This window comes from Nitratireductor aquimarinus (assembly GCF_017255295.1).
Taxonomy (GTDB): Bacteria; Pseudomonadota; Alphaproteobacteria; order Rhizobiales; family Rhizobiaceae; genus Nitratireductor; species Nitratireductor aquimarinus.
Genome location: NZ_JAFKDE010000012.1, coordinates 81,736 through 106,708, shown reverse-complemented (window position 1 = coordinate 106,708; position 24,973 = coordinate 81,736). Strand labels below are relative to the sequence as shown.

Sequence of the window (24,973 nt, the reverse complement as noted above, 5' to 3'; positions counted from 1 at the left end):
TCTCTTAATCTGCCTGTGCCGAGGCGACCGCGCCGAAATGCACGTCGCCCGCTGCAATTCTCAATAATGAACCGTCCGCCTCGCGGATGACGAAGCGACAGGCTTCGTCGATGGTTTCGAATGTACCGCGCGCCACACGTCCATCGACACGGATGGACACCTGCGCGCCAAGCCCGGCGGCCCGGGTGAGCCAGCGCTTGCGAATGGCTTCAAGCCCGCGCCCGGCATTCCAAAGACGAACGTTATCGACCCAGGCGTCGGAAAGCGCAAGGAAGAGATCGCCCGCATCCCCTTTGAAACCAAGCGCTTTGAGCGAGGTCGCCGGATAGGGTGTGTTTTCCGGGTGGGCGACGACGTTGACGCCAATGCCCACGGCGATGGCGAAGCGCCCATCCGGGAGGATGGACGATTCGAGCAGGATGCCCGAGAGCTTCGCCCCTTCGGCCAGAACATCGTTTGGCCATTTGAGCGCAAAGCGCCCGCCCGGAAGATCGCCGCCATCGGCAGCGACCGCAATGCGCTGTTCGGGAACGACAGCGAAAAGTGCGTCTGAAAGTGCAAGGCCTGCCACGAAACCAAGCGTGGCGGCGGTGGCCGGCTCGAAATGGCCGACCGTCAGGAGCGTTGCTGCAAGATTGCCGGGCGGTGTGGACCATTCGCGGCCGCGACGCCCTCGCCCGCTCTCCTGACGGGATGAGACGACCCAGAGGTCGCCTCCGTCGCCGGCGCGCGCATGTTCGAGCGCCAGCGCATTGGTGGAGCTGACGCTCTCATGGGCCTCCAGCCGATAGCCGGCTGCTGCAGCCGAAGGCGCCAGACGAAAGGCCATGACCTAGAAGAAGGTCTTTGCGGCAGCCTCGGCAATGCGGCCGACGGGGCCAGCGATCACGGCATAGAGCAGGACGAATGCGCCCGACAGGAGCATGACGAAGCGCAGCTCGCCTGCCATCGGCTGGAACGCACCCGAGCTCTCGTCAAACCACATGATCTTGATGACGCGCAGATAGTAGAACGCGCTGACCACGGAAGCGACGAGACCGATCACGGCGAGCGGATAGAGCCCGGCCTGAATGGCGGGAAGGAACACGAACCACTTGCCCCAGAAGCCCGCGAGCGGCGGAATGCCGGCCAGCGAGAACATGAGGATGGTCATGACCGTCGCCATCATCGGATTGGTGGTCGACAGACCTGCCAGATCGTCGATCTGCTCGACATTGGCGTCGTTGCGGCGCATCGCCAGGATGACGGCAAAGGTGCCGAGCGTCATGGCCAGATAGATCAGCATGTAGATCGCAACACCGGCAACGCCTGCTTCCGAATTGGCGGCAAGGCCGACCAGCGCGTAACCGACGTGACCGATGGACGAATAGGCCATCAGACGCTTGATGTTGCGCTGACCGATGGCGGCGAACGCGCCCAGAACCATGGAAGCGATCGACACGAAGATGATGATCTGCTGCCAGTCGCTGGCAATCGGCTCGAACGCGCTCATGGTGACGCGCACCAGAAGCGCCATGGCGGCCATCTTCGGCGCAGCCGCGAAGAAGGCGGTGACCGGCGTCGGCGCACCTTCATAGACGTCCGGCGTCCACATGTGGAACGGCACGGCCGAGATCTTGAAGGCGAGACCGGCAAGCACGAACACCAGACCGAAGACGAGGCCAAGCTCGCGCTCCGCACCCGTCAGCGTTGCCGCGATGACGTCAAAGCCGGTGTTGCCGGTGAAGCCGTAGACCAGCGAGATACCGTACAGCATCATGCCCGAGGAAAGCGCGCCAAGCACGAAGTACTTGAGGCCGGCCTCGGTGGAACGGGCGCTGTCGCGGTTGATGGCGGCGACCACATAGAGCGCGAGCGACTGAAGCTCGAGGCCCATGTAGAGCGCGATCATGTCATTGGCCGAGATCATCAGCATCATGCCGAGCGTGGCCAGCATGATGAGAACCGGGAACTCGAACTTGTCGAACTTCTCGGCCTTGGCGAAACCGACCGACATGACCAGCGTCACGACCGAGCCGACCAGCGTCAGGATCTTCATGAAGCGGGCAAAGCCATCGCTCACGAAGGCCCCGCCAAAGGCGCGGCCATCGGCCGGGAACACGACCATCAGCGCGATCACGGCGACCAGAAGCGCGACCGCAAGACCGGTCACGGTGGAGTTGGCACGGGGGCCGGAAAAGACACCGACCATCAGGAGCGCCATAGCGCCCACCGCCAGAATCAGCTCCGGCGTTGCAAGGATCAGGCTTATCGTCAGATCAGGCGTCATTCGCTTTCGTTCCGTTTACTGCGCGGCAGCTGCTGCCGCTTCCCGTGCCATGTCGGCCGACAGGGAGACATTATTCACAAGCGCTTCGACCGAAACCGCCGTCGCATCGAGGAGCGGTGCCGGGTAGACACCGAAGAAGATCACCAGAACCACAAGCGGGTAGAGGATGAGCTTCTCACGCGCGGAGAGGTCGAGCATGCCCTTCAGGCTTTCCTTGGTGAGCGAGCCGAAGACCACGCGGCGATAGAGCCACAGTGCATAGGCTGCCGACAGGATCACGCCGGTCGTGGCGAAGAAAGCCACCCAGGTGTTGACCTTGAACACCGACAGAAGCGTCAGGAACTCGCCGACAAACCCGCTGGTGCCCGGCAGGCCCACATTGGCCATGGTGAAGATCATGAACACCGTGGCGTATTTGGGCATGTTGTTCACGAGGCCGCCATAGGCCGCGATCTCGCGGGTGTGCATGCGGTCATAAATGACGCCGACACACAGGAAGAGCGCGCCCGAGACCAGACCATGCGAGAGCATCTGGAAGATCGCGCCCTGCACGCCCTGCTCGTTCATGGCGAAGATACCCATGGTGACGAAGCCCATATGGGCGACCGACGAGTAGGCGATCAGCTTCTTGATGTCCTCCTGCATCAGCGCCACCAGCGACGTGTAGACGATGGCGATGACGGACAGCGCGAACACCAGAGGCGCAAGATCGATGGAGGCGACCGGGAACATGGGCAGCGAGAAACGCAGGAAGCCGTAGCCGCCCATTTTCAGGAGAATGCCCGCCAGAATGACCGAGCCCGCCGTCGGCGCTTCAACGTGCGCGTCGGGCAACCAGGTGTGGACCGGCCACATCGGCATCTTCACCGCGAAGGATGCGAAGAAGGCGAACCATAGCCAATATTGCATCCCCGACGGGAAGACGTGCGTGAGCAGCGTCGGAATGTCGGTCGTGCCGGCTTCCCAGTACATCGCCATCATGGCGATCAGCATCAGAACCGATCCCAGAAGCGTGTAGAGGAAGAACTTGAAGCTGGCATAAACGCGACGCTTGCCGCCCCACACGCCGATGATGATGAACATCGGAATGAGGCCCGCCTCGAAGAAGACGTAGAAGAGCACGATGTCGAGGGCGCAGAACACGCCGATCATGAGCGTTTCCAGGATCAGGAACGCGATCATGTATTCCTTGACGCGGTGCTCGACCGAATTCCAGCTCGCCAGGATACACAGCGGCATGAGGAAGGTCGTGAGGATGACGAACAGCATCGAGATGCCGTCGACACCCATGTGATAGGCAATGCCGGAACCGATCCACTCGCGCTTCTCGACCATCTGGAAGCTGGGCGTCGACGGATCGAAGCCAGCCCAGATGAAGAGCGACAGGACGAAGGTGAAGACCGTCGTCAAAAGCGCAACATTGCGAATGTTCCGGCGCGCACCTGCGCCATCCTCCCGGATAAGGAGGATCAAAAGCGCACCCACCAGCGGCAGGAAGGTGACCGTGGAAAGAATTGGCCAGTCGGTCATGGCTTAGAACGTGCCTCCGAGCATCATCCAGGTAACGAGGGCCGCAACGCCGATGAGCATGGCGAAGGCGTAGTGATAGAGATAGCCGCTCTGCAGCTTGACGATCCGGTTGGTCACATCGACCACCCGGGCCGAAATTCCGTCCGGGCCGAGGCCGTCGATGACGGCGCCGTCGCCCTTCTTCCAGAGGAAGCGGCCAAGGCGCATCGCCGGGCGAACGAACAGGAAGTCATAGAGCTCGTCGAAGTACCACTTGTTCAGCAGGAATGCGTAGAGACCGCTGAACTGCTTGGCGAGCCGCTTCGGACGCTCGGGCGAACGGATGTAGTAGACCCAGGCGACGTAGAGGCCGAGAAGCATGGCGACGAACGGAGCAAGCTTCACCCAGACCGGAACATGGTGGAACTCTTCCAGCATGTGGTTGCCCGGCAGCGTGAACAGGGCGCCCTTCCAGAACTGGTCATAGGCATCGCCGATGAAGAAGCCCTTGAAGGCAACGCCTGCGAACAGTGCGCCAACGGCGAGGATGAACAGCGGCACCAGCATGACCAGCGGCGATTCATGAACATGGCTCATGACATCGGCGGAAGCCCGCGGCTTGCCATGGAAGGTCATGAAGATCAGACGCCAGGAATAGAAGCTGGTGAACACGGCTGCGATGGTGAGCATGACGAAGGCGAACATCGCGAAGTAGTTCTCGCCCGCGAACGCACCTTCGATGATGGCGTCCTTGGAGAAGAAGCCTGCCGTGCCGATGACCGTCATCGGGATGCCCACGCCGGTCAGCGCGATCGTGCCGATGATCATCATCCAGTAGGTCTGCGGGATCAGCTTGCGAAGGCCGCCCATCTTGCGCATGTCCTGCTCGTCGGAAACGGCGTGGATGACCGAACCGGAACCAAGGAACAGCAGAGCCTTGAAGAAGGCGTGCGTGAACAGATGGAAGATGGCCGCGCTATAGAAGCCCGTGCCGAGCGCCACGAACATGTAGCCGAGCTGCGAACAGGTCGAATAGGCGATCACGCGCTTGATGTCGTTCTGCACCAGACCGACGGTCGCGGCGAAGAAGGCCGTGAACGCGCCGACGAAGGTGACCACCGTGAGCGCGGTGTGCGACAGTTCGAAAACCGGCGACAGGCGCGCAACCATGAAGACACCGGCGGTGACCATGGTGGCGGCGTGAATGAGTGCGGAAACCGGCGTCGGGCCTTCCATGGCGTCCGGAAGCCAGGTGTGCAGCGGCACCTGCGCCGACTTGCCCATGGCGCCCATGAACAGAAGAAGACACACGGCCGTCAGCGCCCCGCCCTTGTCGAGCGCGTAGCCGAGGAAGGTCAGGACAGGTTCGCCCGCTTCTGCGCCTTCAGCCGGCAGATAGGTAGCGGCATTGGCGAAGATGGTGCTGAAATTGACCGAGCCGAACAGCATGTAGATGCCGAAGATGCCGAGCAGGAAGCCGAAGTCACCAACACGGTTGACGACGAAGGCCTTCATGGCGGCGGCATTGGCCGAGGGCTTCTTGAACCAGAAACCGATCAGCAGGTAGGAGGCAAGACCAACGCCTTCCCAGCCGAAGAACATCTGCACCAGATTGTCGGAGGTCACCAGCATGAGCATGGCGAAGGTGAACAGCGACAGATAGGCGAAGAAGCGCGGCCGATGCGGGTCGTGATGCATGTAGCCGATCGAGTAGATGTGCACCAGCGCCGACACCGTGTTGACCACGATGAGCATGACGGCGGTGAGCGTGTCCACGCGGATCGCCCAGGACACATCCAGATTGCCCGAGGTGATGAAGGAAAGAAGCGGAACGGTGAACGCCTCGCCGCTGCCCAGAGCCACCGAGAAGAAGGCCACCCAGGACAGAAGCGCGGTGATTACCATCAGGCCGCTTGTGATCAGCTCGGAAGCCTTCGCGCCGATGGAGCGGCCGAACAGCCCGGCGATCAGAAAGCCGATAAGCGGGAGAAATACGATCGCTTGATACATGGCCGTATGCTCAGCCCTTCATCATGTTGATGTCTTCGACGGCAATGGTGCCGCGGTTGCGGAAGAAGACGACGAGAATGGCAAGGCCGATCGCGGCTTCCGCCGCCGCGACGGTGAGAACGAAAAGCGCGAAAACCTGGCCGACCAGATCTCCAAGAACCGAGGAGAAGGCGACGAAGTTCAGGTTGACCGCAAGCAGGATGAGCTCGACCGACATCAGGATGATGATGACGTTCTTCCGGTTGAGGAAGATGCCGAACACGCCGAGCGTGAACAGGATCGCCGAGACGGTCAGATAGTGTGCAATGCCGATTTCCAGCATGATCAGATTCCCTCGCCCGTTTCGACTTTCTTGATCTCGATCGCCGTCTCAGGGGTGCGCGCCACCTGGGCAGTGATGTCCTGCCGCTTGACGTTTTCCTTGTGGCGCAGCGTGAGCACGATGGCGCCGATCATGGCGACCAGCAGCACCATGCCGGCGATCTGGAAGTAGTGGATGTAATCCGTGTAGAGGATATCGCCGAGCGCTGCCGTGTTGTGGCGCACATCGATCGGCGGCGTCGGCTGGGCGACCTCGCCTGCGATCTCCGGCGCGAATGCATAACCGCCGAGAACGACGATCAGCTCCGCAGCCAGGATGATGCCCACCAGCGCGCCGACCGGAGCATATTGCAGCGCACCGCGCTTCAGCTCCGCGAAGTCCACATCCAGCATCATGACGACGAACAGGAACAGCACGGCAACCGCGCCGACATAGACGACCAGCATGATGAAGGCCAGAAACTCAGCGCCCGTAAGAAGGAAGAGACCGGCCGAGTTGAAGAACGCGACGATCAGATAGAGCACCGAATGCACGGGATTGCGCGCGGAAATGACCATAAAGGCCGCCGCCACGGTTAGGAAGGCGAACAGATAAAAGAAAATCGCCTCAAGTCCTGTCAGCATGGTTCCCTCGGTACCTAGCTAGCCTGCCGAAGCATAACGCCCGGCTTCTGCGATCCGCCCGGCCAGGCCGAGCGTCAAATTAGCGTGTTCCTAGACTGCAAGCCGGCTTGCGTGAAGCCGGCTGCCGCCTGCGAATTAGTCTCGATGCCCCGATCCGAATGCGGATCGCCTCGAGCGGGGCAGCTGTAGACGGGCGCCCTGCCCCCGTCCACGGGTCAAACCGTCACCGGTATGGTGCGTCCAGCGCGATGTTGCGCGCCAGCTCTCGCTCCCACCGGTCGCCATTGGCGAGCAGCTTGTCCTTGTCGTAGTAAAGCTCTTCGCGCGTTTCCGTCGCGAATTCGAAGTTCGGCCCCTCGACGATGGCGTCGACCGGGCAGGCCTCCTGACAGAAGCCGCAATAGATGCACTTCACCATGTCGATGTCGTAGCGCACCGTGCGGCGGGTGCCGTCATTGCGGCGCGGACCGGCCTCGATGGTGATGGCCTGAGCCGGGCAGATGGCCTCGCACAGCTTGCACGCGATGCACCGCTCTTCACCATTGGGATAGCGGCGCAGCGCATGCTCGCCACGGAAGCGCGGGCTCACCGGACCTTTTTCATGCGGGTAGTTCAACGTGTATTTGGGCGCGAAGAACTGGCGCATGGACAGGATGACAGCCCCGACGAACTCTTTGAGAAGCAGCGATTTCGCGGCCTGAGCAAGCGCAGTCATCGTTTTTCTCCGAAACGCGTTTCAGAATGGATGATGGCCATGATCATGCCATCCCCGTGAATTTCAGGAAGGCCGCGGTTGCGACAACCATGAACAGCGACAGCGGCAGGAACACTTTCCAGCCAAGACGCATGAGCTGGTCGTAGCGGTAGCGCGGGACAAAGGCCTTCACCAGCGAGAACATGAAGAACACGAGGCAGACCTTGAGGACGAACCAGATGACGCCCGGCACCCAGGTGAAGGGAGCGAAGTCGAACGGCGGCAGCCAGCCACCCAGGAACAGGATGGTGGTGAGCGCGCACATCAGGACGATGGCTACATACTCGCCAAGGAAGAAGAGCAGGAACGGCGTCGAGGAGTACTCGATCATGTGACCGGCCACGAGCTCAGATTCCGCTTCGACCAGATCGAAGGGCGGACGGTTCGTCTCGGCAAGAGCGGAGATGAAGAACACGATGAACATCGGGAACAGCACGAGCCAGTTCCAGTCGAGGAACGAGTTCGGCAGGCCGACCATGGTGCCAAGACCGGTGCCCTGCGACAGGACGATGTCCGTCAGGTTGAGCGAGCCGACCGTGAGCAGAACCGTGACCATCACGAAGCCGATGGAGACTTCGTAGGAGACCATCTGCGCCGCCGAGCGCAGCGCGCCGAGAAACGGATATTTCGAGTTCGAGGCCCAGCCGCCCATGATCACGCCGTAAACCTCGAGCGAGGCGATGGCGAAGACATAGAGAATGCCGATGTTGACGTCGGCAATGGCCCAGCCTTCCGCGACCGGGATCACCGCCCAGGCCGAGATGGCGAGCACGGAAGCCACCATCGGCGCGAGCAGGAAGACGCCCTTGTTGGCGCCGGACGGAATGACCGGCTCCTTGAAGACGAACTTGAAGAGGTCGGCGAACGCCTGGAACAGGCCCCACGGACCGACCACGTTCGGACCGCGACGACGCTGAACGGCCGCCCAGATCTTACGGTCGGCGTAGAGGATATAGGCGACGAAAACCAGCAGGATGACGATCATCGCCACCGACTGCAGAAGGATCAGAAGCCCCGGAAGGACGTAGGTTGAAAAGAAGGTATCCATTCGTCTCTACTCGGCCGCCTGTTTCAGTTCGCCACGCGCCAGCGCCGAACATTCGGCCATGACGGCCGACGCGCGGGCAATCGGATTGGTCAGATAGAAGTCCTTCACCGGCGAGGTGAAGGGAGCCTTGGTCAGACGCCCGCCAAGCCTGGCGAGCTTCTCGATAGCAGCCGGATCGGCCGGAGCGACCGTGTCGATGGCTGCGAAATGCGGGAATTCGGCATAAAGCGCGGCGCGCAGGGCAGCCAGCGAGTCGAACGGAAGCCTGTGGCCAAGCACATCGGACAGCGCCCGAAGAATGGCCCAGTCTTCCTTTGCCTCGCCCGGTGCGAAACCGGCGCGGTTGCCCATCTGCACCCGGCCCTCGGTGTTCACATAGGTGCCGGACTTCTCCGTATAGGTGGCTGCCGGCAGGATGACATCGGCGCGGTGTGCGCCGGCGTCACCATGGGTGCCGATGTAAACGGTGAAGGCGTCGCCGATGGCGTTCATGTCGATTTCGTCTGCGCCGAGCAGGAAGAGCACGTCCAGTGCGCCCATCATGCCATTCGCGTCCTTGCCGCCCTGCCCCGGCACGAAGCCGAGGTCGAGACCGCCGACGCGGGCTGCCGCCGTGTGCAGAACGGCAAAACCGTTCCACTCGTCGGACACGGCGTTGACGGAACCGGCGAGCTTGGCTGCGAGACCGAGAATGGCTGCGCCGTCGGTGCGGGCCAGAGCCCCCTGCCCGACCACGATCATCGGCCGCTTTGCCTTCTTCAGAACGGAAGCGAACTTGCCCTTGCCGTCTACCAGCTCCTGCAGCGTGTCCGCTCCAGTGCCCAGCATGTCGTAATCGTAACGCAGGTCACCCATCTCGCCGATCACGCCGACCGGGAAATCGCCCATGCGCCAGCGCTTGCGGATGCGGGCATTGAGAACCGAAGCCTCGAAGCGCGGATTTGCGCCAATGATCAGAAGCGCGTCAGCATCCTCGATGCCTTCGATGGTCGGGTTGAACACATAGCCTGCACGGCCAAGCGCCGGATCGAGTGCTGCGCCATCCTGACGGCAATCGTAGTTCGGGGAACCGAGCGACTGCATCAGCGCCTTGAGCGCGTACATTTCCTCTACGGCTGCCAGATCGCCGGCAATCGCGCCGATCCTGTCGGACGTCGTTGCGGAAACGGCCCTGGCGATGGCGTCGAACGCCTCGCCCCAGGAGGCCGGCTGCAGACGGTTGTCCTTGCGCACATAGGGGCGGTCGAGGCGCTGCGTGCGCAGGCCGTCCCAGATGAAGCGCGACTTGTCGGAGATCCACTCCTCGTTAACCGCCTCATTGATGCGCGGCATGACGCGCATGACTTCACGGCCACGCGTGTCGACGCGGATGGCCGAGCCGACCGCATCCATCACGTCGATGGACTGGGTCTTGTTCAGCTCCCACGGACGCGCCTGGAAGGCGTAGGGCTTGGAGGTCAGCGCGCCGACCGGACAAAGGTCGATCACGTTGCCCTGCAGCTCGGACGTCATCGCGTGCTCGAGATAGGTGGTGATCTCGGCATCCTCGCCGCGGCCGATCAGGCCAAGCTCGGAAATGCCGGCCACTTCGGTGGTGAAGCGAACGCAGCGCGTGCAGTGAATGCAGCGCGTCATGATCGTCTTCACGAGCGGTCCGATATATTTGTCTTCGACGGCGCGCTTGTTTTCCTTGTAGCGCGAAGAATCCACGCCGAAGGCCATCGCCTGGTCCTGCAGATCGCACTCGCCGCCCTGGTCACAGATCGGGCAATCGAGCGGATGGTTGATGAGCAGGAACTCCATCACGCCTTCGCGGGCCTTCTTGACCATCGGCGTGTTGGTGAACACTTCCGGCGGCTCGCCATTCGGGCCGGGACGCAGATCGCGCACGCCCATGGCGCAGGATGCGGCCGGCTTGGGCGGTCCGCCCTTCACTTCCACCAGACACATACGGCAGTTGCCGGCGATCGACAGACGCTCATGAAAACAGAAACGCGGCACCTCCGCGCCCGCCTCTTCGGCGGCCTGCAGCAGCGTGTAGTGATCGGGAACCTCGATCTCCGTGCCGTCGACTTTCAATTTTGCCATGGTCGCTGTCCGCTTGCCTCTCGCCCCTTCCGGAGCAAAATCTTCACTCTTATTCCGCTGCCACCAGTGCCGGCTGCACCTGATGACCATTGCGGGTGAATTCGTCGATACGCCGCTCGATTTCCGGGCGGAAATGACGCACGAGACCCTGGATCGGCCATGCAGCCGCATCGCCAAGGGCGCAGATCGTGTGTCCTTCCACCTGCTTCGTCACGTCGAGCAGCATGTCGATTTCGTGTTTCTGGGCCTGGCCGACGACCAGACGCTCCATCACACGCCACATCCAGCCGGTGCCTTCACGGCACGGCGTGCACTGGCCGCAGCTCTCGTGCTTGTAGAAGTAGGAGAGCCGCGCAATCGCCTTCACGATGTCAGTGGACTTGTCCATGACGATCACGGCGGCGGTGCCCAGACCCGACTTCAGCTCGCGCAGGCTGTCGAAGTCCATCGGCGTGTCGATGATCTCGTGCGCCGGCACCAGCGGCACCGAAGAGCCGCCCGGAATGACTGCGAGAAGATTGTCCCAGCCGCCGCGAATGCCGCCGCAATGGCGCTCAATCAGCTCGCGGAACGGGATCGACATCTCTTCTTCCACCGTGCACGGCGTGTTCACATGACCGGAGATGCAGAAGAGCTTCGTGCCTTTGTTGTTCTCCCGCCCGAAGGAGGAGAACCAGGACGCGCCGCGGCGCAGAATGGTCGGCGCAACGGCGATGGATTCGACGTTGTTCACGGTCGTCGGGCAGCCATAGAGACCGACATTGGCCGGGAATGGCGGCTTGAGACGCGGCTGGCCCTTCTTGCCTTCAAGGCTTTCGAGCAGCGCGGTTTCCTCACCGCAGATATAAGCGCCGGCGCCGTGATGGACGAAGACGTCCATGTCCCAGCCGCACTTGTTGTTCTTGCCCAGAAGGCCCGCGTCGTAGCACTCGGCGATGGCGCGCTCGAGCGCCTCGCGCTCACGCACGAATTCGCCACGCACATAGATGTATGCGGTGTGCGCGCCCATGGCGAAGCCGGCGATCAGGCAGCCCTCGATCAGCGTGTGCGGATCGTGGCGCATGATGTCGCGGTCTTTACAGGTGCCCGGCTCCGACTCGTCGGCATTGACGACGAGGTAATGCGGACGGTCGCCCGGCTCTTTCGGCATGAACGACCATTTGAGACCGGTCGGGAAGCCGGCGCCACCGCGCCCGCGCAGGCCCGAAGCCTTCATCTCGTTGATGATCCAGTCGCGGCCCTTGTCGACCAGTCCCTTCGTGTTGTCCCAGAGGCCGCGCGACTGCGCGCCCTTCAGCGAACGGTCGAACTGGCCGTAGATATTGGTAAAGATGCGGTCCTTGTCAGCGAGCATGGCTTCGTCCCTCACCTCGGCTTCTTGCCGAAGACCTTGATGTATTCGGCTTCGCCGCCCTTGGCGAGCGCCTTGGCCTGCTTGACCCAGTCGTCGCGCTCAATGCGGCCATGGAAACTCAGATATCCGTCAACCCACTCGCGCTCGGCCTTCTTCCACTTTGCGACCTGCGCAAAGGTGAAAATGCCGATCTCGTGCAGAATGCCTTCGATCTTCGGACCGACGCCGGAAATCAGCTTCAGATCGTCCGTTTCAGCCGGACGCTCAATGCCTTCGGGGCGGTTCTTGTCTTCAAGGCTCGGCTTCGCGGCCTTCTGCGGCGCGCTCTTGGCGGTTGCAGAGGTCGCACCATTGTCGGCCTTGACCGGCGACGGCGATTTGATGGCCGGATCGGTCACGGTTGCAGACGTGTCGGGCTTGGCTGCCTGAGACGGCGGAACCTTCGTCCCGGTGGCGGCTGCCCTCGAAGAGGAAGCCTTCGCCTTGCCGGTGACGGCCTTCTCGTCGGTCAGCGCGGTCAGACCGCCAGCCGCACCGGAGAAGATGCGGTCGATCTGCGGACCGGGTTCGATCGTGTCGCCCTTGCCTGCCTCGAATGCATCGATGATCTCTTCGAGACGCTGCGGCGTCAGATCCTCATAGGTGTCCTTGAAGATCATGACCATCGGTGCGTTGACGCATGCGCCCTGGCACTCGACTTCTTCCCACGACAGCGTGCCTTCCTCATTGAGGTGGAACGGCTCGGGATTGATCTTCTTCTTGCACAGCTCGATGAGCTCGCCCGAACCACGCAGCATGCACGGCGTGGTGCCGCAGACCTGGATGTGGGCGCGCGTGCCGACCGGCGCGAGCTGGAACTGGGTGTAGAAGGTCGCCACTTCCAGAACACGGATCAGCGGCATGTCCAGCATTTCTGCCACATGCTCGATGGCTGCGCGCGTGACCCAGCCTTCCTGCTCCTGCGCCAGCATGAGCAGCGGGATCACCGCCGACTGCTTGCGGTCCTGCGGGTATTTGCCCAGCCAGCGCTTCACCTCCCCGCTCATGGCGGAGGAGAATGCGAAGCTTTCGGGCTGGACGGCTTCGTCTGCGAGACGGCGGACTGACATTTATCTGTCTACCTCACCAAACACGATGTCGAGGGAGCCAAGAACGGCGGCGACGTCGGCCAGAAGATGGCCGCGGCACAGGAAATCCATGGCCTGGAGATGAGCAAAGCCCGGTGCGCGCAGCTTGCAGCGATAGGGCTTGTTGGAGCCGTCGGAGACCAGATAGACGCCGAACTCGCCCTTGGGCGCTTCCACAGCCGCGTAAACCTCGCCCGCGGGGACGTGGTAGCCTTCGGTGTAGAGCTTGAAGTGATGGATCAGCGCTTCCATCGACCGCTTCATCTCGCCGCGCTTGGGCGGGACGACCTTGCCGTCGGTGTTGGAAACCGGGCCGACACGCTCCTTGCCAAGAAGACGATCAACGCACTGGCGCATGATCTTCGCCGACTGGCGCATCTCTTCCATACGGATGAGATAGCGGTCGTAGCAGTCGCCGTTCTTGCCGATCGGAATGTCGAATTCCATCTCCGGATAGCACTCATAGGGCTGGCTCTTGCGCAGATCCCATGCAGCGCCCGAACCACGCACCATGACGCCCGAGAAGCCCCAGGCCCATGCCTCTTCCAGCGTCACGACGCCGATGTCGACGTTACGCTGCTTGAAGATGCGGTTGCCGGTCAGAAGGCTGTCGAGATCGTCCAGCGTCTTGTGGAACGGATCGATCCACTTGCCGATGTCCTCGACCAGCTGGTCGGGAATGTCCTGATGAACGCCGCCGGGACGGAAATAGGCTGCGTGCATGCGCGCGCCACAGGCCCGCTCATAGAACACCATCAGCTTTTCGCGTTCCTCGAAGCCCCACAGCGGCGGGGTGAGCGCGCCCACGTCCATCGCCTGCGTGGTGACGTTCAGGAGGTGGTTCAGAATACGGCCGATCTCGGAATAGAGAACGCGGATAAGCTGTCCGCGGATCGGCACCTGAACGTCGAGCAGACGCTCGATCGCCAGGGCATAGGCATGTTCCTGGTTCATCGGCGCGACGTAATCGAGACGGTCCAGATAGGGCACGGCCTGCAGATAGGTCTTGTGCTCCATCAGCTTTTCGGTGCCGCGGTGCAGCAGACCGATATGCGGATCGACTCGTTCCACCACCTCGCCGTCGAGTTCCAGCACCAGACGCAGAACGCCGTGGGCCGCCGGATGCTGCGGGCCGAAGTTGATGTTGAAATTGCGGACGGAGTGCTCAGTCATCTGGCGCTGCCCAACCTCTAGTCTTTCGCCTTCTCATCACCGGGCAGGACGTAATCCGTCCCTTCCCACGGCGAGAGGAAATCGAAATTGCGGAATTCCTGCCTCAGATTGACGGGCTCGTAGACGACGCGCTTCAGCTCGTCATCATAGCGAACCTCGACAAAGCCGGTCAGCGGGAAGTCCTTGCGGAGCGGATGCCCTTCGAAACCGTAATCGGTCAGAAGGCGGCGCAGGTCCGGATGGCCGGTAAACAGCACGCCGTACATGTCGTAGGTTTCACGCTCATACCAGTCGGCGGCGGGAAACACTTCCACGACCGACGGCACCGGCGTGTCCTCATCCGTCGACACCTTGACGCGAACGCGCTGGTTCTGGCGCGGCGACAGGAGATGGTAGACCACCTCGAACCGCTTCTCGCGCGCCGGATAATCCGCGCCTGCAATGTCGACAAAGGCGAAGAACTGGCACTGCACGTCGTTCTTCAGAAAGTTGAGCACATCGACGATGTCACCCGGCTCGACCAGGAAGGTCAGCTCGCCATAGGCGACGACCGCATCCTGAATCTGGGCGTCGAGCTTTTCCGTGACGTATGCCGCCAGGTCCTTCAGCGCTTCGCTCATGCTCGCCTCTAACGTTCGATCGTGCCGGTGCGACGGATCTTCTTCTGGAGAAGAAGAATGCCGTAAAGCAGCGCTTCCGCCGTGGGCGGGCAGCCGGGCACATAGATATCGACAGGCACGACGCGATCGCAGCCGCGCACCACCGAATAGGAATAGTGATAGTAGCCGCCGCCATTGGCGCACGAGCCCATGGAGATGACGTAACGCGGCTCCGGCATCTGGTCGTAGACCTTGCGGAGCGCAGGCGCCATCTTGTTGGTCAGCGTGCCGGCGACGATCATCACGTCGGACTGGCGCGGTGAAGCGCGCGGCGCGATGCCGAAACGCTCTGCATCGTAGCGCGGCATGGAGATGTGCATCATCTCGACGGCGCAGCAGGCCAGACCGAAGGTCATCCACATGAGCGAGCCGGTGCGCGCCCAGGTGATCAGCGCTTCCGACGACGTGACGATGAAGCCCTTGTCGGAAAGCTCGTTGTTGAGGCCCGTGTAAAACGGATCGTCCGCGCCGACCGGATTACCGGTGCGGGGGTCGATCAGCCCCTTGGGCTGGGGCGCCACGAGCGTGCCGTTGTTCAATCCCATTCCAGCGCTCCCTTCTTCCATTCGTAGATGAAGCCGATGGTCAGAACACCGAGGAACACCATCATAGACCAGAAGCCAAGCCAGCCGATTTCGCCGAACGCCACCGCCCACGGGAAGAGGAACGCGACTTCCAGATCGAAGATGATGAACAGAATCGCCACCAGATAGAAGCGCACGTCGAATTTCATGCGCGCGTCGTCGAATGCGTTGAAGCCGCACTCATAGGCCGACAGCTTCTCCGGATCCGGGTTGCGGTAGGCCACCAGGAACGGGGCAACCACAAGCGCAATTGCGACGACGAGGGCGACGCCGATGAAAATAACGATAGGTAGGTATGAACTCAGAAGCTCATTCATGGTCCGACTTTCCGTTGCCCGCCGCGGGCGAGGCTGCGTATCAAAGGCCCGTAACCGGGGTTTGTGCGCCGCTAGCCGAGGCAGCAAGGCTAGGCTCATGTTGCAACGCGGCGAGGGTTAGCGCAGGGCGCTTGGCGAAGCAAGTCAAACATTGGCGAGAATGCGGCATTGTCTAAAGCATTTCCGCCGTTTTTCGCCTGCCCCACACGGTTTCGCCGCGTTTCATGAGCGGACTTAACGCATAAAATCGGTGTGTAAAGAGTTACCTCCGCCCTGTCATCGTCCTGTCAGGAGAGGTTGCGGCCGCGAAGCCTGTCGGGTGGCGCGGCCGGAAACGAAACGCTACGTCTTGTGTATATTGGACACGCGAATTCGGCAAAGCCCATGAGAAAGCAGCGACTCACGCCCGCCGAGGTGCGGCGAATTGCCCTCGGAGCCCAGGGGTTTTCCACTGCTGCGCCGGCAAACGGTGTGGAGAGGCAGCATCTAAGGCGCACGCTTGCACGAACCGGCCTTCTGCAGATCGACTCGGTGAATGTCGTCGCGCGCGCCCATCTGATGCCGCTTTATGCGCGACTCGGCCCCTACCCTGTCGAACTTCTGGAGCGCGCCCAGTCCAGAAAGCCGCGCATGCTCTTTGAATACTGGGCGCATGAAGCTTCCCTCCTCCCTGTGGAGACACAGCCCCTGATGCGCTGGCGCATGGAGCGGGCGGCGCGCGGCCAGGGTGTCTACAAGGGGCTCGTGCGTTTCGCCCGTGAAGAACACGCCTTCATTGAGCATGTATATGAGCGCGTCGCAGACGAAGGCCCGATTGCCTCCTCGGCTTTCGGCGGCGACCGGGGCGATGGGGGCTGGTGGGGCTGGAGCAAGACCAAGAAGGCGCTGGAATGGCTGTTCTGGTGCGGCCGCATCACCACGCATTCACGCCGCCCGAGCTTCGAGAGGCTCTACGATCTGCCCGGGCGCGTGCTGCCGCAGAGCGTGCTCGACACGCCCACTCCACGCGAAGACGATGCGCAGCGCGCGCTGGTGGAGATTGCCGCACGTGCACTGGGTGTCGCCACCGAACCGGACCTGCGCGACTATTTTCGCCTGAAACCGGCCGACTCGCAGGCCCGCGTTGCAGAACTGGTGGAGGCCGGCGCGCTGCTGCCGGTCGAGATTACGGGCTGGCGCAACACGGCCTATCTGCACCGGGACGCAAAGCTTCCGCGTCGCATCGACAGGCCCGCCCTGCTCTCGCCCTTCGATCCCGTGGTCTGGGAGCGCGACCGCGCCGAACGCATCTTCGGCTTCCGCTACCGCATCGAGATCTACACGCCGGCCCACAAGCGCGTGCATGGATATTACGTGCTGCCGTTTCTCATGGGCGACCGTATCGTCGCCCGCGTCGACCTGAAGGCCGACCGCGCAAAACGCACGCTTCTGGTCCAGGCGGCCCATGCCGAACCGCATGCGCCGGCAGAAACGGCGGAGGTCTTGTCTTGTGAACTACAGCGGTTCGCCAACTGGCTGGAACTGGAGAGCGTTTCCATCATGGAGCGAGGTGATCTTGCCTCTGCTCTCATCGCGTACAAAAAGGCGGCCTGACGCCACGGAATTTGCTTAGGGTCAGGACCCATTAATATGGCCGCAATGGTCGGCCTGATTTGTGCGGATACGCGAAGCAAGGCTGCAGGAAGACTTCATGTCTTTCAAAGCTTTGCGACAAAGTAGCCCGTGCAAATCAGGCTGATCCGAAGGACGCTCGATAGACCGGCGACCTGCGGCGTCAAATCCCTTGACCGGGGGAAGACCCCGCTCTGCGGGCTTTTCCTGGCATCTCTTGGTCTATCGAGCGCCATTGCGGCCATATTAATGGGTCCTGGCCCTAGCCGGAACGGTTTCAGGAAACAGAAAATGCAACCTCCGGCTATCTTACTGTCAAATCCACGCTCTTTTTTTGGCCCTTTTCACAACGCTTTATACGCGAGAGAAGCAAAAAGCCGCTCTTTACGCGACATTTGTTCAAATCCGGAAATTGGTGTCTTTTTTCAATCTTTGGATGAAGCCGACGGATACATGCGCCCTGCACAAACCCGCGCAAAACCGGGCATCGAGGCGCAGAGCATTCTCCCGCAATCATTACTTGCATAACCTTGAGTTGTCCTGTAGATTGTTGAAATATATTTATCTAGGGTTGCTTTCAATTTCAAATTAAACCCCAGATTGCATAGACCTATACTACAAGTTTATAGCTCGCTTTATTCTTTGTTTAATTTTGCTCCTGAATCCTGATGCCGGGCTTGGGAGTATTGGAATGACAAAAAGAATTATCAGAAAATTTCTGGACCGATCAGACGGCACGGCAGCTCTCGAATTCGCGATCATCGCACCTGTGTTTTTCCTGACGGTCTTCTCGATGATCGCCTATGGCATCTATCTGAGCGCATCGCACTCCTGCAACAGGTGAGCGCCGACGCGGCGCGAGCGGCGGTTGCCGGTCTTTCCCAGACCGAGCGGCAGACAATCGCACGCGACTTCATTGAGCAGTCGATGATGGACCACCCGTTCATCAATGCCGAGAAGTTCAACATCGATGTCGCTGACGATGCCGGTAATCCAAACCAGTTTACGGTAACCGTCAAATACGACTCCAGCGATCTGCCGATCTGGTCGCTCTATTCATATGCGATGCCGGACAAGGAGATTGTCGGTTTCTCGACCATCCGGCTCGGAGGCCTCTGAGATGCGGGCGCTGCTTCCCCTCGCCCGCCGCTTTGTGAGAGACACCAGGGCCAATGTCGCGACGCTGTTCGCGCTCTTCCTGCCGATCATGATCGGCTGCCTGGCGCTTGCAGTGGATTATGGCAATCTCACGCTTCAGGACCGCAAGCTGCAAAAGGCGGCGGACCTTGCCTCCATCGTGGCGGCGGCAGACATCGTCAACGCGGAAGAAGCGGTGGCGAAGTTCTTCGCGCTCAACAACCACAACATTGCAGTCGAGACCGAAGACGGCCTCCTGCTTGATGAGCGATATCTGACGGAAGAAGAGTATATCGACCAGCAGAAGCGCGGCGTCGCCAGGCTTGTACGTGGTCGCTACTATCCCGACCCGTCAATCGCCGCAAATCTGCGCTTTGTGGAGATGGAGACCTCGCCGGACGCCGCCAAGGTGACGATCCGGAAGGAAGGCAACATCTATTTCGGGTCTCTCTTCACCGATGCGCCCGAGCTCTTCGCCGTTGGAACGGCCTCGTCGGAGAAACTGGCCGGCTTTTCGGTCGGCTCCCGCCTCGCCAGCCTGAACGGAGGCATTCTCAACAGCCTTCTTGGCGGCCTTCTGGGCACAACGATCTCACTCAAGGCGATGGACTATGAGGCGCTGCTCGACGCGGATGTCGATGTGCTCGCCTTCATGCAGACACTGGCGACAAGGCTGGACCTGACCGCCCTCACCTATGACGAGATCCTGGCAACGGATCTGACGCTGCCGCAGCTTCTGTCCACGATCCGGCTGACAAGCGGCGTTCCGCCCACGGTGCAGACCGTGCTCAAGACGCTTGAGACAGCCACGTCCAAAAACGCCGAAACGATCCGGCTGGACCGCATCCTCAATCTCGACGCCAAGAATGCCCTGACACTGGCGACAGATGCGCCATGGGACATGAAGATCGGCGTTCTGGAGATCATCACGGCGGCAGCGGCACTCGCCAATGGCGAAAACCAGATTGCCGTCGACACGGGGCTCAGCCTGCCGCCACTGACGAATCTTTCCGTCAGCCTGGCGATCGGCGAACCGCCGGTGGGTACGCCAAGCCACGCGCTCGGCCCTATCGGAACCGCCGTAAGAACGGCGCAGACCCGGCTGAAGGTCTCGTTTGAACTCGACATCAACCTGATCGTCCTGCGCACCAGGCTTCGCGTGCCGCTCTATGTGGAAGTCGCCCATGCCGAGGCGCGGCTTGCCGACATTCAGTGCAGCCCTTCCTCGCCCAACAGCGGCAGCGTCACCATCGACGCCATGCCCGGCGTTCTGGAAGTGGCGCTCGGCGAGGTGGATGACAGCGTTCTGTCGACATTCTCGGAGGAAGCGCGCGTGACCCCGGCCAAGATGATCGATGTCGACGGGCTGCTCTCCATCTCGCTCGAAGGCATGGCCCATATCGAGGGACAGAACCTGCGCCCGTCGCGGCTTCGGTTTTCCGATTCCGACATTCATCAGGCGCGTGTGAAGAGTGTGTCCACGCGCAACCTTCTGGGCTCGGTGACCGGCTCGCTGCTCGAAAACCTGGAACTCGAGGCAAAGGTTCTGGGCGGCTCGCTGCTGGGCGGCACGCTCCTGAACGGCCCTCTGGTGCAGGGAACCGTGAAAACGCTTCTGGCGGGCCTGACAGCCCCCATCGACGAACTTCTCTACAATGTGCTGGCGCTTGCCGGCGTGAAAATCGGCGAAGCCGATGTTCGGGTCACCGGTGTCAGCTGCGAACGGCCGGTCCTAGTTCAGTAATTACCCAAGCAGACCGTCCAAAACTGCCCCGCAACCAGCGTTGCGGGGCTTTTTTTATTGAGCTTCACGCTGGCTTGCGGAAGTGCCGCACCAATGCCATCTGGACGCCGACGGGCACCGGTGCCACCTTCCAGACAATCGAGTGCAGTTTCGCAGAAAGAACAGACCATGAGCAGCGGCATCCATCACATCACGCTGATAACCCGCAAGGTGCAGGCCAATGTGGATTTCTATGCCGGTTTTCTGGGGCTGCGGCTGGTCAAGCAGACGGCGGGTTTCGAGGATGCCGAGCAGTTGCACCTGTTCTATGGCGACGCGGCCGGCACGCCGGGCTCGCTCGTTACCTTTCTTGTCTGGGAAGACGGTGCGCCGGGCCGCGCAGGCTATGGCCAGATCGGTGAGTTCGCACTCGCCATTCAACCGGAGAGCATCGGCTTCTGGCTGACGCGCGCGCTCGCCGCCGGCCTCAGGCCGGAGGGACCGCGCAACGAGCTGGGCGAACCCGTGCTGCGGCTGAAGGATCCAGACGGGATCATCATCAAACTCGTGGGCGTTGCCGGACTGCGCCATGCAGCCCCCTGGGCGGCTGACGGCATTCCGCCGGAACATGCAGTCGGCAATCTGCGCAGCGCGACGCTCTTCACCGAGGAGCAGGATCTGACCCGCGCCTTCTTCACCACGCATTTCGGCTATCGCCCCGGAATGAGCGACGGTGCCATCGAACGCCTTGTCTCCGAGACGGGCGACGCGCTTGATCTGCGCAATGTGCAGGGTTTCTGGTCAAGCGCGCCGGGCGCTGGCACGGTCGACCACATCGCCCTTCGCGCAACTTCCGAACAGGCGCTGGAAGCGACCGGGGCGAGCCTCAGGCGCAGCAATGCGACACCCACCACGATCCATGATCGCAAATATTTCACCTCGCTTTATGCCCGCGAGCCAGGCGGCGTTCTCGTCGAGATGGCAACCGATGCGCCGGGAATGGGCGTGGATGAGCCGCAGGAGACGCTGGGAAGCACGCTTTTCATTCCGCAGGCCCCGGCCGGGGATGAAGATGCCTTCCGCGTGGTGCTGCCGCAATTCGCGATGCCCGGCGAACCACGCGTGATCTATCGCGAGCTTCCATTCGTGCACCGTTTCCACACGCCAGAAGCGCCCGATGGCGGGCACATCGTGCTTCTGCATGGGTCCGGCGGCACGGAGACCAGCCTGATGCCGCTTGCCGCACGCACGGCCCCGCACGCCACGCTTCTGGGGGTGCGCGGGCGGGCCACCGAGGAAGGTGCAGCGCGCTGGTTCCGCCGCTTGCCACAAATGCGCTTCGATCAGGCCGACATTCGCTCCGAGGCGGAAGCCTTTGAAGCCTTCTGCGAAGGCGCTGCCGCCGCCTATGGGGTCAAAGCCTCCAACACGGTGCATATGGGCTATTCCAACGGAGCGAATTTTCTGGCCGCCTTCATGCGGCTTCACCCGGGCTGGGTGCGCAAAGCGGTGCTCATCCGTCCGATGGATGTGCTGGAGGAATCACCAGAGGCCGATCTTACGGGCGTTGAGGTGTTGATGGTCGTCGGTGCGGAAGACCGCCTGACCCGGCAGCCGCAGGCCCTGTGCGACACGCTCAGCACCGCCGGCGCGACGGTGACCGTGGAAACGGTGGCGGCAGGCCACTTCCTGACCGAGGCAGACGACCCGGTGGTGCAGTCCTGGCTGGAGACCCATACCCCATGACCGTTGAGACCGCAGACGCCCGAAACAGCCCCGGACCGGCCATTGCCACCATTTGCCTTGGCGTGCTTTGCCTTGTGTTCAACGACGCCATGGCGAAATGGCTTACCGCGCATTATGGCCCGCTGCACATCGTGTTCTGGCGCAACATTCTGGCCGTGCCAATGATCGCCGCCTTCATCATCGCCACGCAGGGCCTGCCGGCGATCCGCACGCGGCATCTGGCCGTCCACGCGGCCCGTGGCTTCGTGATGGTGCTTGGAAGCTACGCTTTCTTTCGCGGCCTCGCCACGCTGCCGCTGGCCGAAGCCACATCGCTGGTCTTTGCCGCCCCGATCTTCATCACCGCGCTCTCGGTGCCGCTTCTGCGTGAGCATGTGGGCTGGCGGCGCTGGCTGGCCGTGTGCGTCGGCTTTGCCGGTGTTCTGGTGATTGTGCGACCGGGGGCGGAAGCCTTCCAGCCAGCCTCGCTGTTTATCGTCGGCACGGCCTTCTGCTACGCGCTGTTCATGATCAGCGCGCGCTGGGTCGGACGCGAGGAGAATGTCTGGACGATGATGTTCTATGTGGCGCTGTTTCCGCTCATCTACGCCACGCCCGTGGTGGCGATGGACTGGCAGCCGCTTGCGCTTGATCACCTGCCGCTTTTCCTCGGCATGGCGGTGTTCGGCTCCATCGGCATAACGCTGATCGGCCATGCGTTCCGCCTCGCCCCTGCCGCCATCGTCGCGCCCTTCGATTACACCGCGCTTCTTTGGGCAAGCCTGCTGGGCTGGCTGGTCTGGGGCGAACTGCCCGACGGCTGGACCTATGTGGGCGCGGCCATCATCATTGCCAGCGGCGTCTATATCGTTCTTCGCGAAACCCGTATGGCGCGCAAATAGGCGCGCCGGCGGGGCTTCTGTCAGATCGCCGTGGCGCGCAGGATGAGCGCCGGCATGTCGAACACCACAGAACCATCCGCCTGCCTGAAGGGTGCGAGCGCTGCCTCGCTCTCTTCAAGAAGCCGTTCGAACTGCTGGTCATCGAGCAGACCGCCAAGCGTCCACACACAGGCGCGTTCCGTTGAAACGAGCGCGCCGATGGATTTGAACCGGACCTGTGCGTTGTGGCGAACCACGGACGCGTCACGCAGACCCGCCTCGTGACACAGGGTTTCGAGCGCGCAAGCGTCTCCGAGTGCGAATGGTGCGCGGAAAGCGTCTCCCGTCGCCTTTCCGAACAGACGGTCGAGCAAGCCGGCGAATGTGTCGTAAGCGGGCGAATGCGTCAGCGCATCGCAAACGGCGACAGCCATGCGCCCGCCGGGCCGGAGGACACGCCGCATTTCACGCAGGGCCGCTACCCTGTCATCGAAGAACATGAGACCGAACTGGCTCACCACCGCATCGAAGTCGGCATCCGAGAATGGCAGCGCCTCGGCACGGCCTTCCACCCAGACGATCGCCGTCTTCTTGCTGCGGGCCACCGCCAGCATTTCGGGATTGGCGTCGAGCCCGACCACCGCGCCGGAAGGCCCCGTGCGGGACGCGGCAGCCAGCGTCAGCGCGCCCGTGCCGCAGGCGACATCAAGAACGCGGTCTCCGCCCTGAATGCCTGCCTCTCCGGCGACAATCGGCCCCCATTGGGCAAACAGAGCCGGCACAAACCGCTCATCATAGATCCGTGCGGGTGAGGTTTCCCGGTCGAGCAGGGTCATGGAGAGCCTCCTTTCAGGCGCTTCGCATCCAGCCATTTGGCCGATCAGCCTGTGCGAGGGTATTCTGGGCCCATGGCGCAAGCCCATGACCGCACGTCTGCAATGCTTGCCGGATCGTCCAGAACCGGGCGCCGGCAGGGAGAACTGCGCGCCGGTGTCGGGACACCGCTTCTCTGCACCCAGAGCGGAACCGACCCGCTCTCTGATGTTCTGCGCGCGGTGAGGCTGACGGGGGCGGTGTTTCACCGCGTGGAAGCAAGCTTTCCATGGGGCGTGGAGATACCCGACAGCACGCTCTACAGACCCATCATTCTGCCGCAGGCGCAGCACGTGATTTCCTACCACATCATTCTGGAGGGCAACGGCTTTGTCTGCATGCCCGGCAGCGAACCGGTGCGGTTTGAGGCCGGGGACATTCTGCTTCTGGCCGGCGGAACCCGCTACGCGCTTCTGAGTACGCCCGGGCAGAAGCCGGAATATGACGAACCGGCCACGACGGCGTTTTTCAGGGAATGGATGAACGGGACACTGCCCTTCGTGACACGGGAGGGTGGCGGCGGCGAAGGCGGAACGGCCTATATATGCGGTTTTCTCGGCTGTGACACACGCCCGTTCAACCCGGTTCTGTGTGCCCTGCCCCCACTGACCAGAATCAAATGGGCCAGAATCAAATGGGCAGGACACGAAGGGGCCGGCCTGCTCGGCCAGTTGATCGAGCTCACACTGGCCGAAAGCGGCCTGCCCGGCCCGGGTGGCGAGGCGATACGCCTGCGCCTGTGCGAACTGATCTTCGTGGAAGTGATGCGCCTTTGCCTGCAGTCACTGCCGGCGCATGAAAAAGGCTGGCTGTCCGGCCTGCGCGATCCGTCGGTCGGCACGGTTCTGGCGCTGCTGCACGCGCAACCCGCAAAGCACTGGACGCTCGACACGCTGGCCGCAGAGGCAGGGGTGTCGCGCGCTGCGCTGGCCGCGCGCTTTGCCCATCTCATGGGTCACGGCCCGATGCATTATCTCGCCCTGTGGCGCATGCAGCTCGCCGCAAACCGTCTTTCAGACAGTTCCTTGAAGGTGGCTGCCATCGGGCGTGACGTTGGCTACGCATCGGAGGCCGCCTTCAGCCGCGCCTTCAAGAAAGCCACGGGACTTTCTCCATCCGCCTGGCGCAATCGATAGGGCCAGCATTGGAGCGAGGCGCTCAAGCGTGTATGATACAGGCTTCCCGC

Annotated in this window: 22 protein-coding genes and 1 pseudogene; 7 read left to right on the top strand and 16 right to left on the bottom strand. The window is 62.0% G+C overall.

The annotated features are described in order from the left end of the window. Nucleotides 1-4 precede the first annotated feature (4 nt). From JYP46_RS19730 to JYP46_RS19660, 15 genes are all read right to left on the bottom strand, one after another. Nucleotides 5-829, bottom strand: coding sequence for a biotin--[acetyl-CoA-carboxylase] ligase (locus JYP46_RS19730; RefSeq protein ID WP_113154961.1), 825 nt, complete (start codon nucleotides 827-829; stop codon nucleotides 5-7). 3 nt (nucleotides 830-832) lie between these two features. Beyond that, nucleotides 833-2,269, bottom strand: a complete 1,437-nt coding sequence (gene nuoN / locus JYP46_RS19725; RefSeq protein WP_113154960.1) for an NADH-quinone oxidoreductase subunit NuoN — start codon at nucleotides 2,267-2,269, stop codon at nucleotides 833-835. A gap of 15 nt (nucleotides 2,270-2,284) precedes the next feature. Further along, nucleotides 2,285-3,799 (bottom strand): NADH-quinone oxidoreductase subunit M, encoded by a 1,515-nt coding sequence (locus JYP46_RS19720; RefSeq protein ID WP_206545488.1) that lies wholly within the window; start codon nucleotides 3,797-3,799, stop codon nucleotides 2,285-2,287. Nucleotides 3,800-3,802: 3 nt separating this feature from the next. After that, complete coding sequence (gene nuoL / locus JYP46_RS19715) at nucleotides 3,803-5,788, bottom strand: NADH-quinone oxidoreductase subunit L (protein ID WP_206549087.1); 1,986 nt, start codon at nucleotides 5,786-5,788, stop codon at nucleotides 3,803-3,805. Between the two features lie 10 nt (nucleotides 5,789-5,798). Further along, nucleotides 5,799-6,107 (bottom strand): NADH-quinone oxidoreductase subunit NuoK, encoded by a 309-nt coding sequence (nuoK, locus tag JYP46_RS19710; protein ID WP_025030250.1) that lies wholly within the window; start codon nucleotides 6,105-6,107, stop codon nucleotides 5,799-5,801. 5 nt (nucleotides 6,108-6,112) lie between these two features. Beyond that, nucleotides 6,113-6,733: an NADH-quinone oxidoreductase subunit J gene (locus JYP46_RS19705; protein ID WP_113154957.1), complete on the bottom strand. Its 621-nt coding sequence runs from the start codon at nucleotides 6,731-6,733 to the stop codon at nucleotides 6,113-6,115. Between the two features lie 223 nt (nucleotides 6,734-6,956). After that, complete coding sequence (gene nuoI, locus JYP46_RS19700; RefSeq protein WP_113154956.1) at nucleotides 6,957-7,448, bottom strand: NADH-quinone oxidoreductase subunit NuoI; 492 nt, start codon at nucleotides 7,446-7,448, stop codon at nucleotides 6,957-6,959. 43 nt (nucleotides 7,449-7,491) lie between these two features. Continuing rightward, on the bottom strand, nucleotides 7,492-8,535 hold the full coding sequence (nuoH, locus tag JYP46_RS19695; protein ID WP_206549086.1) for an NADH-quinone oxidoreductase subunit NuoH: 1,044 nt from the start codon (nucleotides 8,533-8,535) through the stop codon (nucleotides 7,492-7,494). 6 nt (nucleotides 8,536-8,541) lie between these two features. Further along, complete coding sequence (nuoG, locus tag JYP46_RS19690; protein WP_206549085.1) at nucleotides 8,542-10,623, bottom strand: NADH-quinone oxidoreductase subunit NuoG; 2,082 nt, start codon at nucleotides 10,621-10,623, stop codon at nucleotides 8,542-8,544. 49 nt (nucleotides 10,624-10,672) lie between these two features. Beyond that, entirely contained in the window at nucleotides 10,673-11,977 is a 1,305-nt protein-coding gene (nuoF, locus tag JYP46_RS19685; protein WP_113156261.1) for an NADH-quinone oxidoreductase subunit NuoF, read from the bottom strand. A gap of 11 nt (nucleotides 11,978-11,988) precedes the next feature. Continuing rightward, nucleotides 11,989-13,086 carry an NADH-quinone oxidoreductase subunit E gene (locus tag JYP46_RS19680; protein WP_206545492.1) on the bottom strand — a complete coding sequence of 366 codons (1,098 nt, stop codon included), beginning with the start codon at nucleotides 13,084-13,086 and terminating at the stop codon, nucleotides 11,989-11,991. After that, nucleotides 13,087-14,277, bottom strand: coding sequence for an NADH-quinone oxidoreductase subunit D (locus JYP46_RS19675; protein WP_206549084.1), 1,191 nt, complete (start codon nucleotides 14,275-14,277; stop codon nucleotides 13,087-13,089). A 17-nt stretch (nucleotides 14,278-14,294) separates the two neighbouring features. Then, nucleotides 14,295-14,897, bottom strand: coding sequence for an NADH-quinone oxidoreductase subunit C (locus JYP46_RS19670; RefSeq protein ID WP_113154951.1), 603 nt, complete (start codon nucleotides 14,895-14,897; stop codon nucleotides 14,295-14,297). Nucleotides 14,898-14,905: 8 nt separating this feature from the next. Beyond that, nucleotides 14,906-15,481, bottom strand: coding sequence for a NuoB/complex I 20 kDa subunit family protein (locus JYP46_RS19665; RefSeq protein ID WP_113154950.1), 576 nt, complete (start codon nucleotides 15,479-15,481; stop codon nucleotides 14,906-14,908). Beyond that, nucleotides 15,472-15,837, bottom strand: a complete 366-nt coding sequence (locus JYP46_RS19660) for an NADH-quinone oxidoreductase subunit A (RefSeq protein WP_113154949.1) — start codon at nucleotides 15,835-15,837, stop codon at nucleotides 15,472-15,474. Before JYP46_RS19660 ends, JYP46_RS19665 begins: the two co-directional genes overlap by 10 nt. Before the next feature lie 384 nt (nucleotides 15,838-16,221). Between JYP46_RS19660 and JYP46_RS19655 the strand changes: the two genes are divergently transcribed. From JYP46_RS19655 to JYP46_RS19630, 6 genes and pseudogenes are all read left to right on the top strand, one after another. Further along, nucleotides 16,222-17,430: a winged helix-turn-helix domain-containing protein gene (locus tag JYP46_RS19655; protein WP_206549083.1), complete on the top strand. Its 1,209-nt coding sequence runs from the start codon at nucleotides 16,222-16,224 to the stop codon at nucleotides 17,428-17,430. Between the two features lie 309 nt (nucleotides 17,431-17,739). Next, complete coding sequence (locus tag JYP46_RS19650) at nucleotides 17,740-17,976, top strand: hypothetical protein (RefSeq protein WP_206549082.1); 237 nt, start codon at nucleotides 17,740-17,742, stop codon at nucleotides 17,974-17,976. Nucleotides 17,977-18,139: 163 nt separating this feature from the next. Further along, nucleotides 18,140-18,567: pseudogene (locus tag JYP46_RS19645) on the top strand (TadE/TadG family type IV pilus assembly protein). A 1-nt stretch (nucleotide 18,568) separates the two neighbouring features. Further along, nucleotides 18,569-20,329, top strand: a complete 1,761-nt coding sequence (locus JYP46_RS19640) for a pilus assembly protein TadG-related protein (RefSeq protein WP_206549081.1) — start codon at nucleotides 18,569-18,571, stop codon at nucleotides 20,327-20,329. Between the two features lie 168 nt (nucleotides 20,330-20,497). Beyond that, nucleotides 20,498-22,054 (top strand): VOC family protein, encoded by a 1,557-nt coding sequence (locus JYP46_RS19635; protein WP_206549080.1) that lies wholly within the window; start codon nucleotides 20,498-20,500, stop codon nucleotides 22,052-22,054. Beyond that, the gene (locus tag JYP46_RS19630) at nucleotides 22,051-22,935 is read left to right on the top strand and encodes a DMT family transporter (RefSeq protein ID WP_206549079.1); all 885 of its coding nucleotides are present in this window, start codon (nucleotides 22,051-22,053) and stop codon (nucleotides 22,933-22,935) included. The genes JYP46_RS19635 and JYP46_RS19630 overlap by 4 nt, the downstream gene beginning before the upstream one ends. Before the next feature lie 20 nt (nucleotides 22,936-22,955). Here the strand turns inward: JYP46_RS19630 and JYP46_RS19625 are convergent, their stop codons facing one another. Then, the gene (locus tag JYP46_RS19625; protein WP_206549078.1) at nucleotides 22,956-23,750 is read right to left on the bottom strand and encodes a methyltransferase domain-containing protein; all 795 of its coding nucleotides are present in this window, start codon (nucleotides 23,748-23,750) and stop codon (nucleotides 22,956-22,958) included. A gap of 72 nt (nucleotides 23,751-23,822) precedes the next feature. On the opposite strand from JYP46_RS19625, the gene JYP46_RS19620 reads away from it, so the two are divergent. Next, nucleotides 23,823-24,923, top strand: coding sequence for an AraC family transcriptional regulator (locus JYP46_RS19620; protein WP_206546678.1), 1,101 nt, complete (start codon nucleotides 23,823-23,825; stop codon nucleotides 24,921-24,923). Nucleotides 24,924-24,973 lie beyond the last annotated feature (50 nt).

Bases quoted from the DNA above. Each gene is read 5' to 3' on its own strand.
- JYP46_RS19730 (WP_113154961.1), bottom strand. From the start codon at position 829: ATGGCCTTTCGTCTGGCGCCTTCGGCTGCAGCAGCCGGCTATCGGCTG.
- nuoN (WP_113154960.1), bottom strand. From the start codon at position 2,269: ATGACGCCTGATCTGACGATAAGCCTGATCCTTGCAACGCCGGAGCTG.
- JYP46_RS19720 (WP_206545488.1), bottom strand. From the start codon at position 3,799: ATGACCGACTGGCCAATTCTTTCCACGGTCACCTTCCTGCCGCTGGTG.
- nuoL (WP_206549087.1), bottom strand. From the start codon at position 5,788: ATGTATCAAGCGATCGTATTTCTCCCGCTTATCGGCTTTCTGATCGCC.
- JYP46_RS19705 (WP_113154957.1), bottom strand. From the start codon at position 6,733: ATGCTGACAGGACTTGAGGCGATTTTCTTTTATCTGTTCGCCTTCCTA.
- nuoI (WP_113154956.1), bottom strand. From the start codon at position 7,448: ATGACTGCGCTTGCTCAGGCCGCGAAATCGCTGCTTCTCAAAGAGTTC.
- nuoH (WP_206549086.1), bottom strand. From the start codon at position 8,535: ATGGATACCTTCTTTTCAACCTACGTCCTTCCGGGGCTTCTGATCCTT.
- nuoG (WP_206549085.1), bottom strand. From the start codon at position 10,623: ATGGCAAAATTGAAAGTCGACGGCACGGAGATCGAGGTTCCCGATCAC.
- nuoF (WP_113156261.1), bottom strand. From the start codon at position 11,977: ATGCTCGCTGACAAGGACCGCATCTTTACCAATATCTACGGCCAGTTC.
- JYP46_RS19680 (WP_206545492.1), bottom strand. From the start codon at position 13,086: ATGTCAGTCCGCCGTCTCGCAGACGAAGCCGTCCAGCCCGAAAGCTTC.
- JYP46_RS19675 (WP_206549084.1), bottom strand. From the start codon at position 14,277: ATGACTGAGCACTCCGTCCGCAATTTCAACATCAACTTCGGCCCGCAG.
- JYP46_RS19670 (WP_113154951.1), bottom strand. From the start codon at position 14,897: ATGAGCGAAGCGCTGAAGGACCTGGCGGCATACGTCACGGAAAAGCTC.
- JYP46_RS19665 (WP_113154950.1), bottom strand. From the start codon at position 15,481: ATGGGATTGAACAACGGCACGCTCGTGGCGCCCCAGCCCAAGGGGCTG.
- JYP46_RS19660 (WP_113154949.1), bottom strand. From the start codon at position 15,837: ATGAATGAGCTTCTGAGTTCATACCTACCTATCGTTATTTTCATCGGC.
- JYP46_RS19655 (WP_206549083.1), top strand. From the start codon at position 16,222: ATGAGAAAGCAGCGACTCACGCCCGCCGAGGTGCGGCGAATTGCCCTC.
- JYP46_RS19650 (WP_206549082.1), top strand. From the start codon at position 17,740: ATGCAACCTCCGGCTATCTTACTGTCAAATCCACGCTCTTTTTTTGGC.
- JYP46_RS19640 (WP_206549081.1), top strand. From the start codon at position 18,569: ATGCGGGCGCTGCTTCCCCTCGCCCGCCGCTTTGTGAGAGACACCAGG.
- JYP46_RS19635 (WP_206549080.1), top strand. From the start codon at position 20,498: ATGAGCAGCGGCATCCATCACATCACGCTGATAACCCGCAAGGTGCAG.
- JYP46_RS19630 (WP_206549079.1), top strand. From the start codon at position 22,051: ATGACCGTTGAGACCGCAGACGCCCGAAACAGCCCCGGACCGGCCATT.
- JYP46_RS19625 (WP_206549078.1), bottom strand. From the start codon at position 23,750: ATGACCCTGCTCGACCGGGAAACCTCACCCGCACGGATCTATGATGAG.
- JYP46_RS19620 (WP_206546678.1), top strand. From the start codon at position 23,823: ATGGCGCAAGCCCATGACCGCACGTCTGCAATGCTTGCCGGATCGTCC.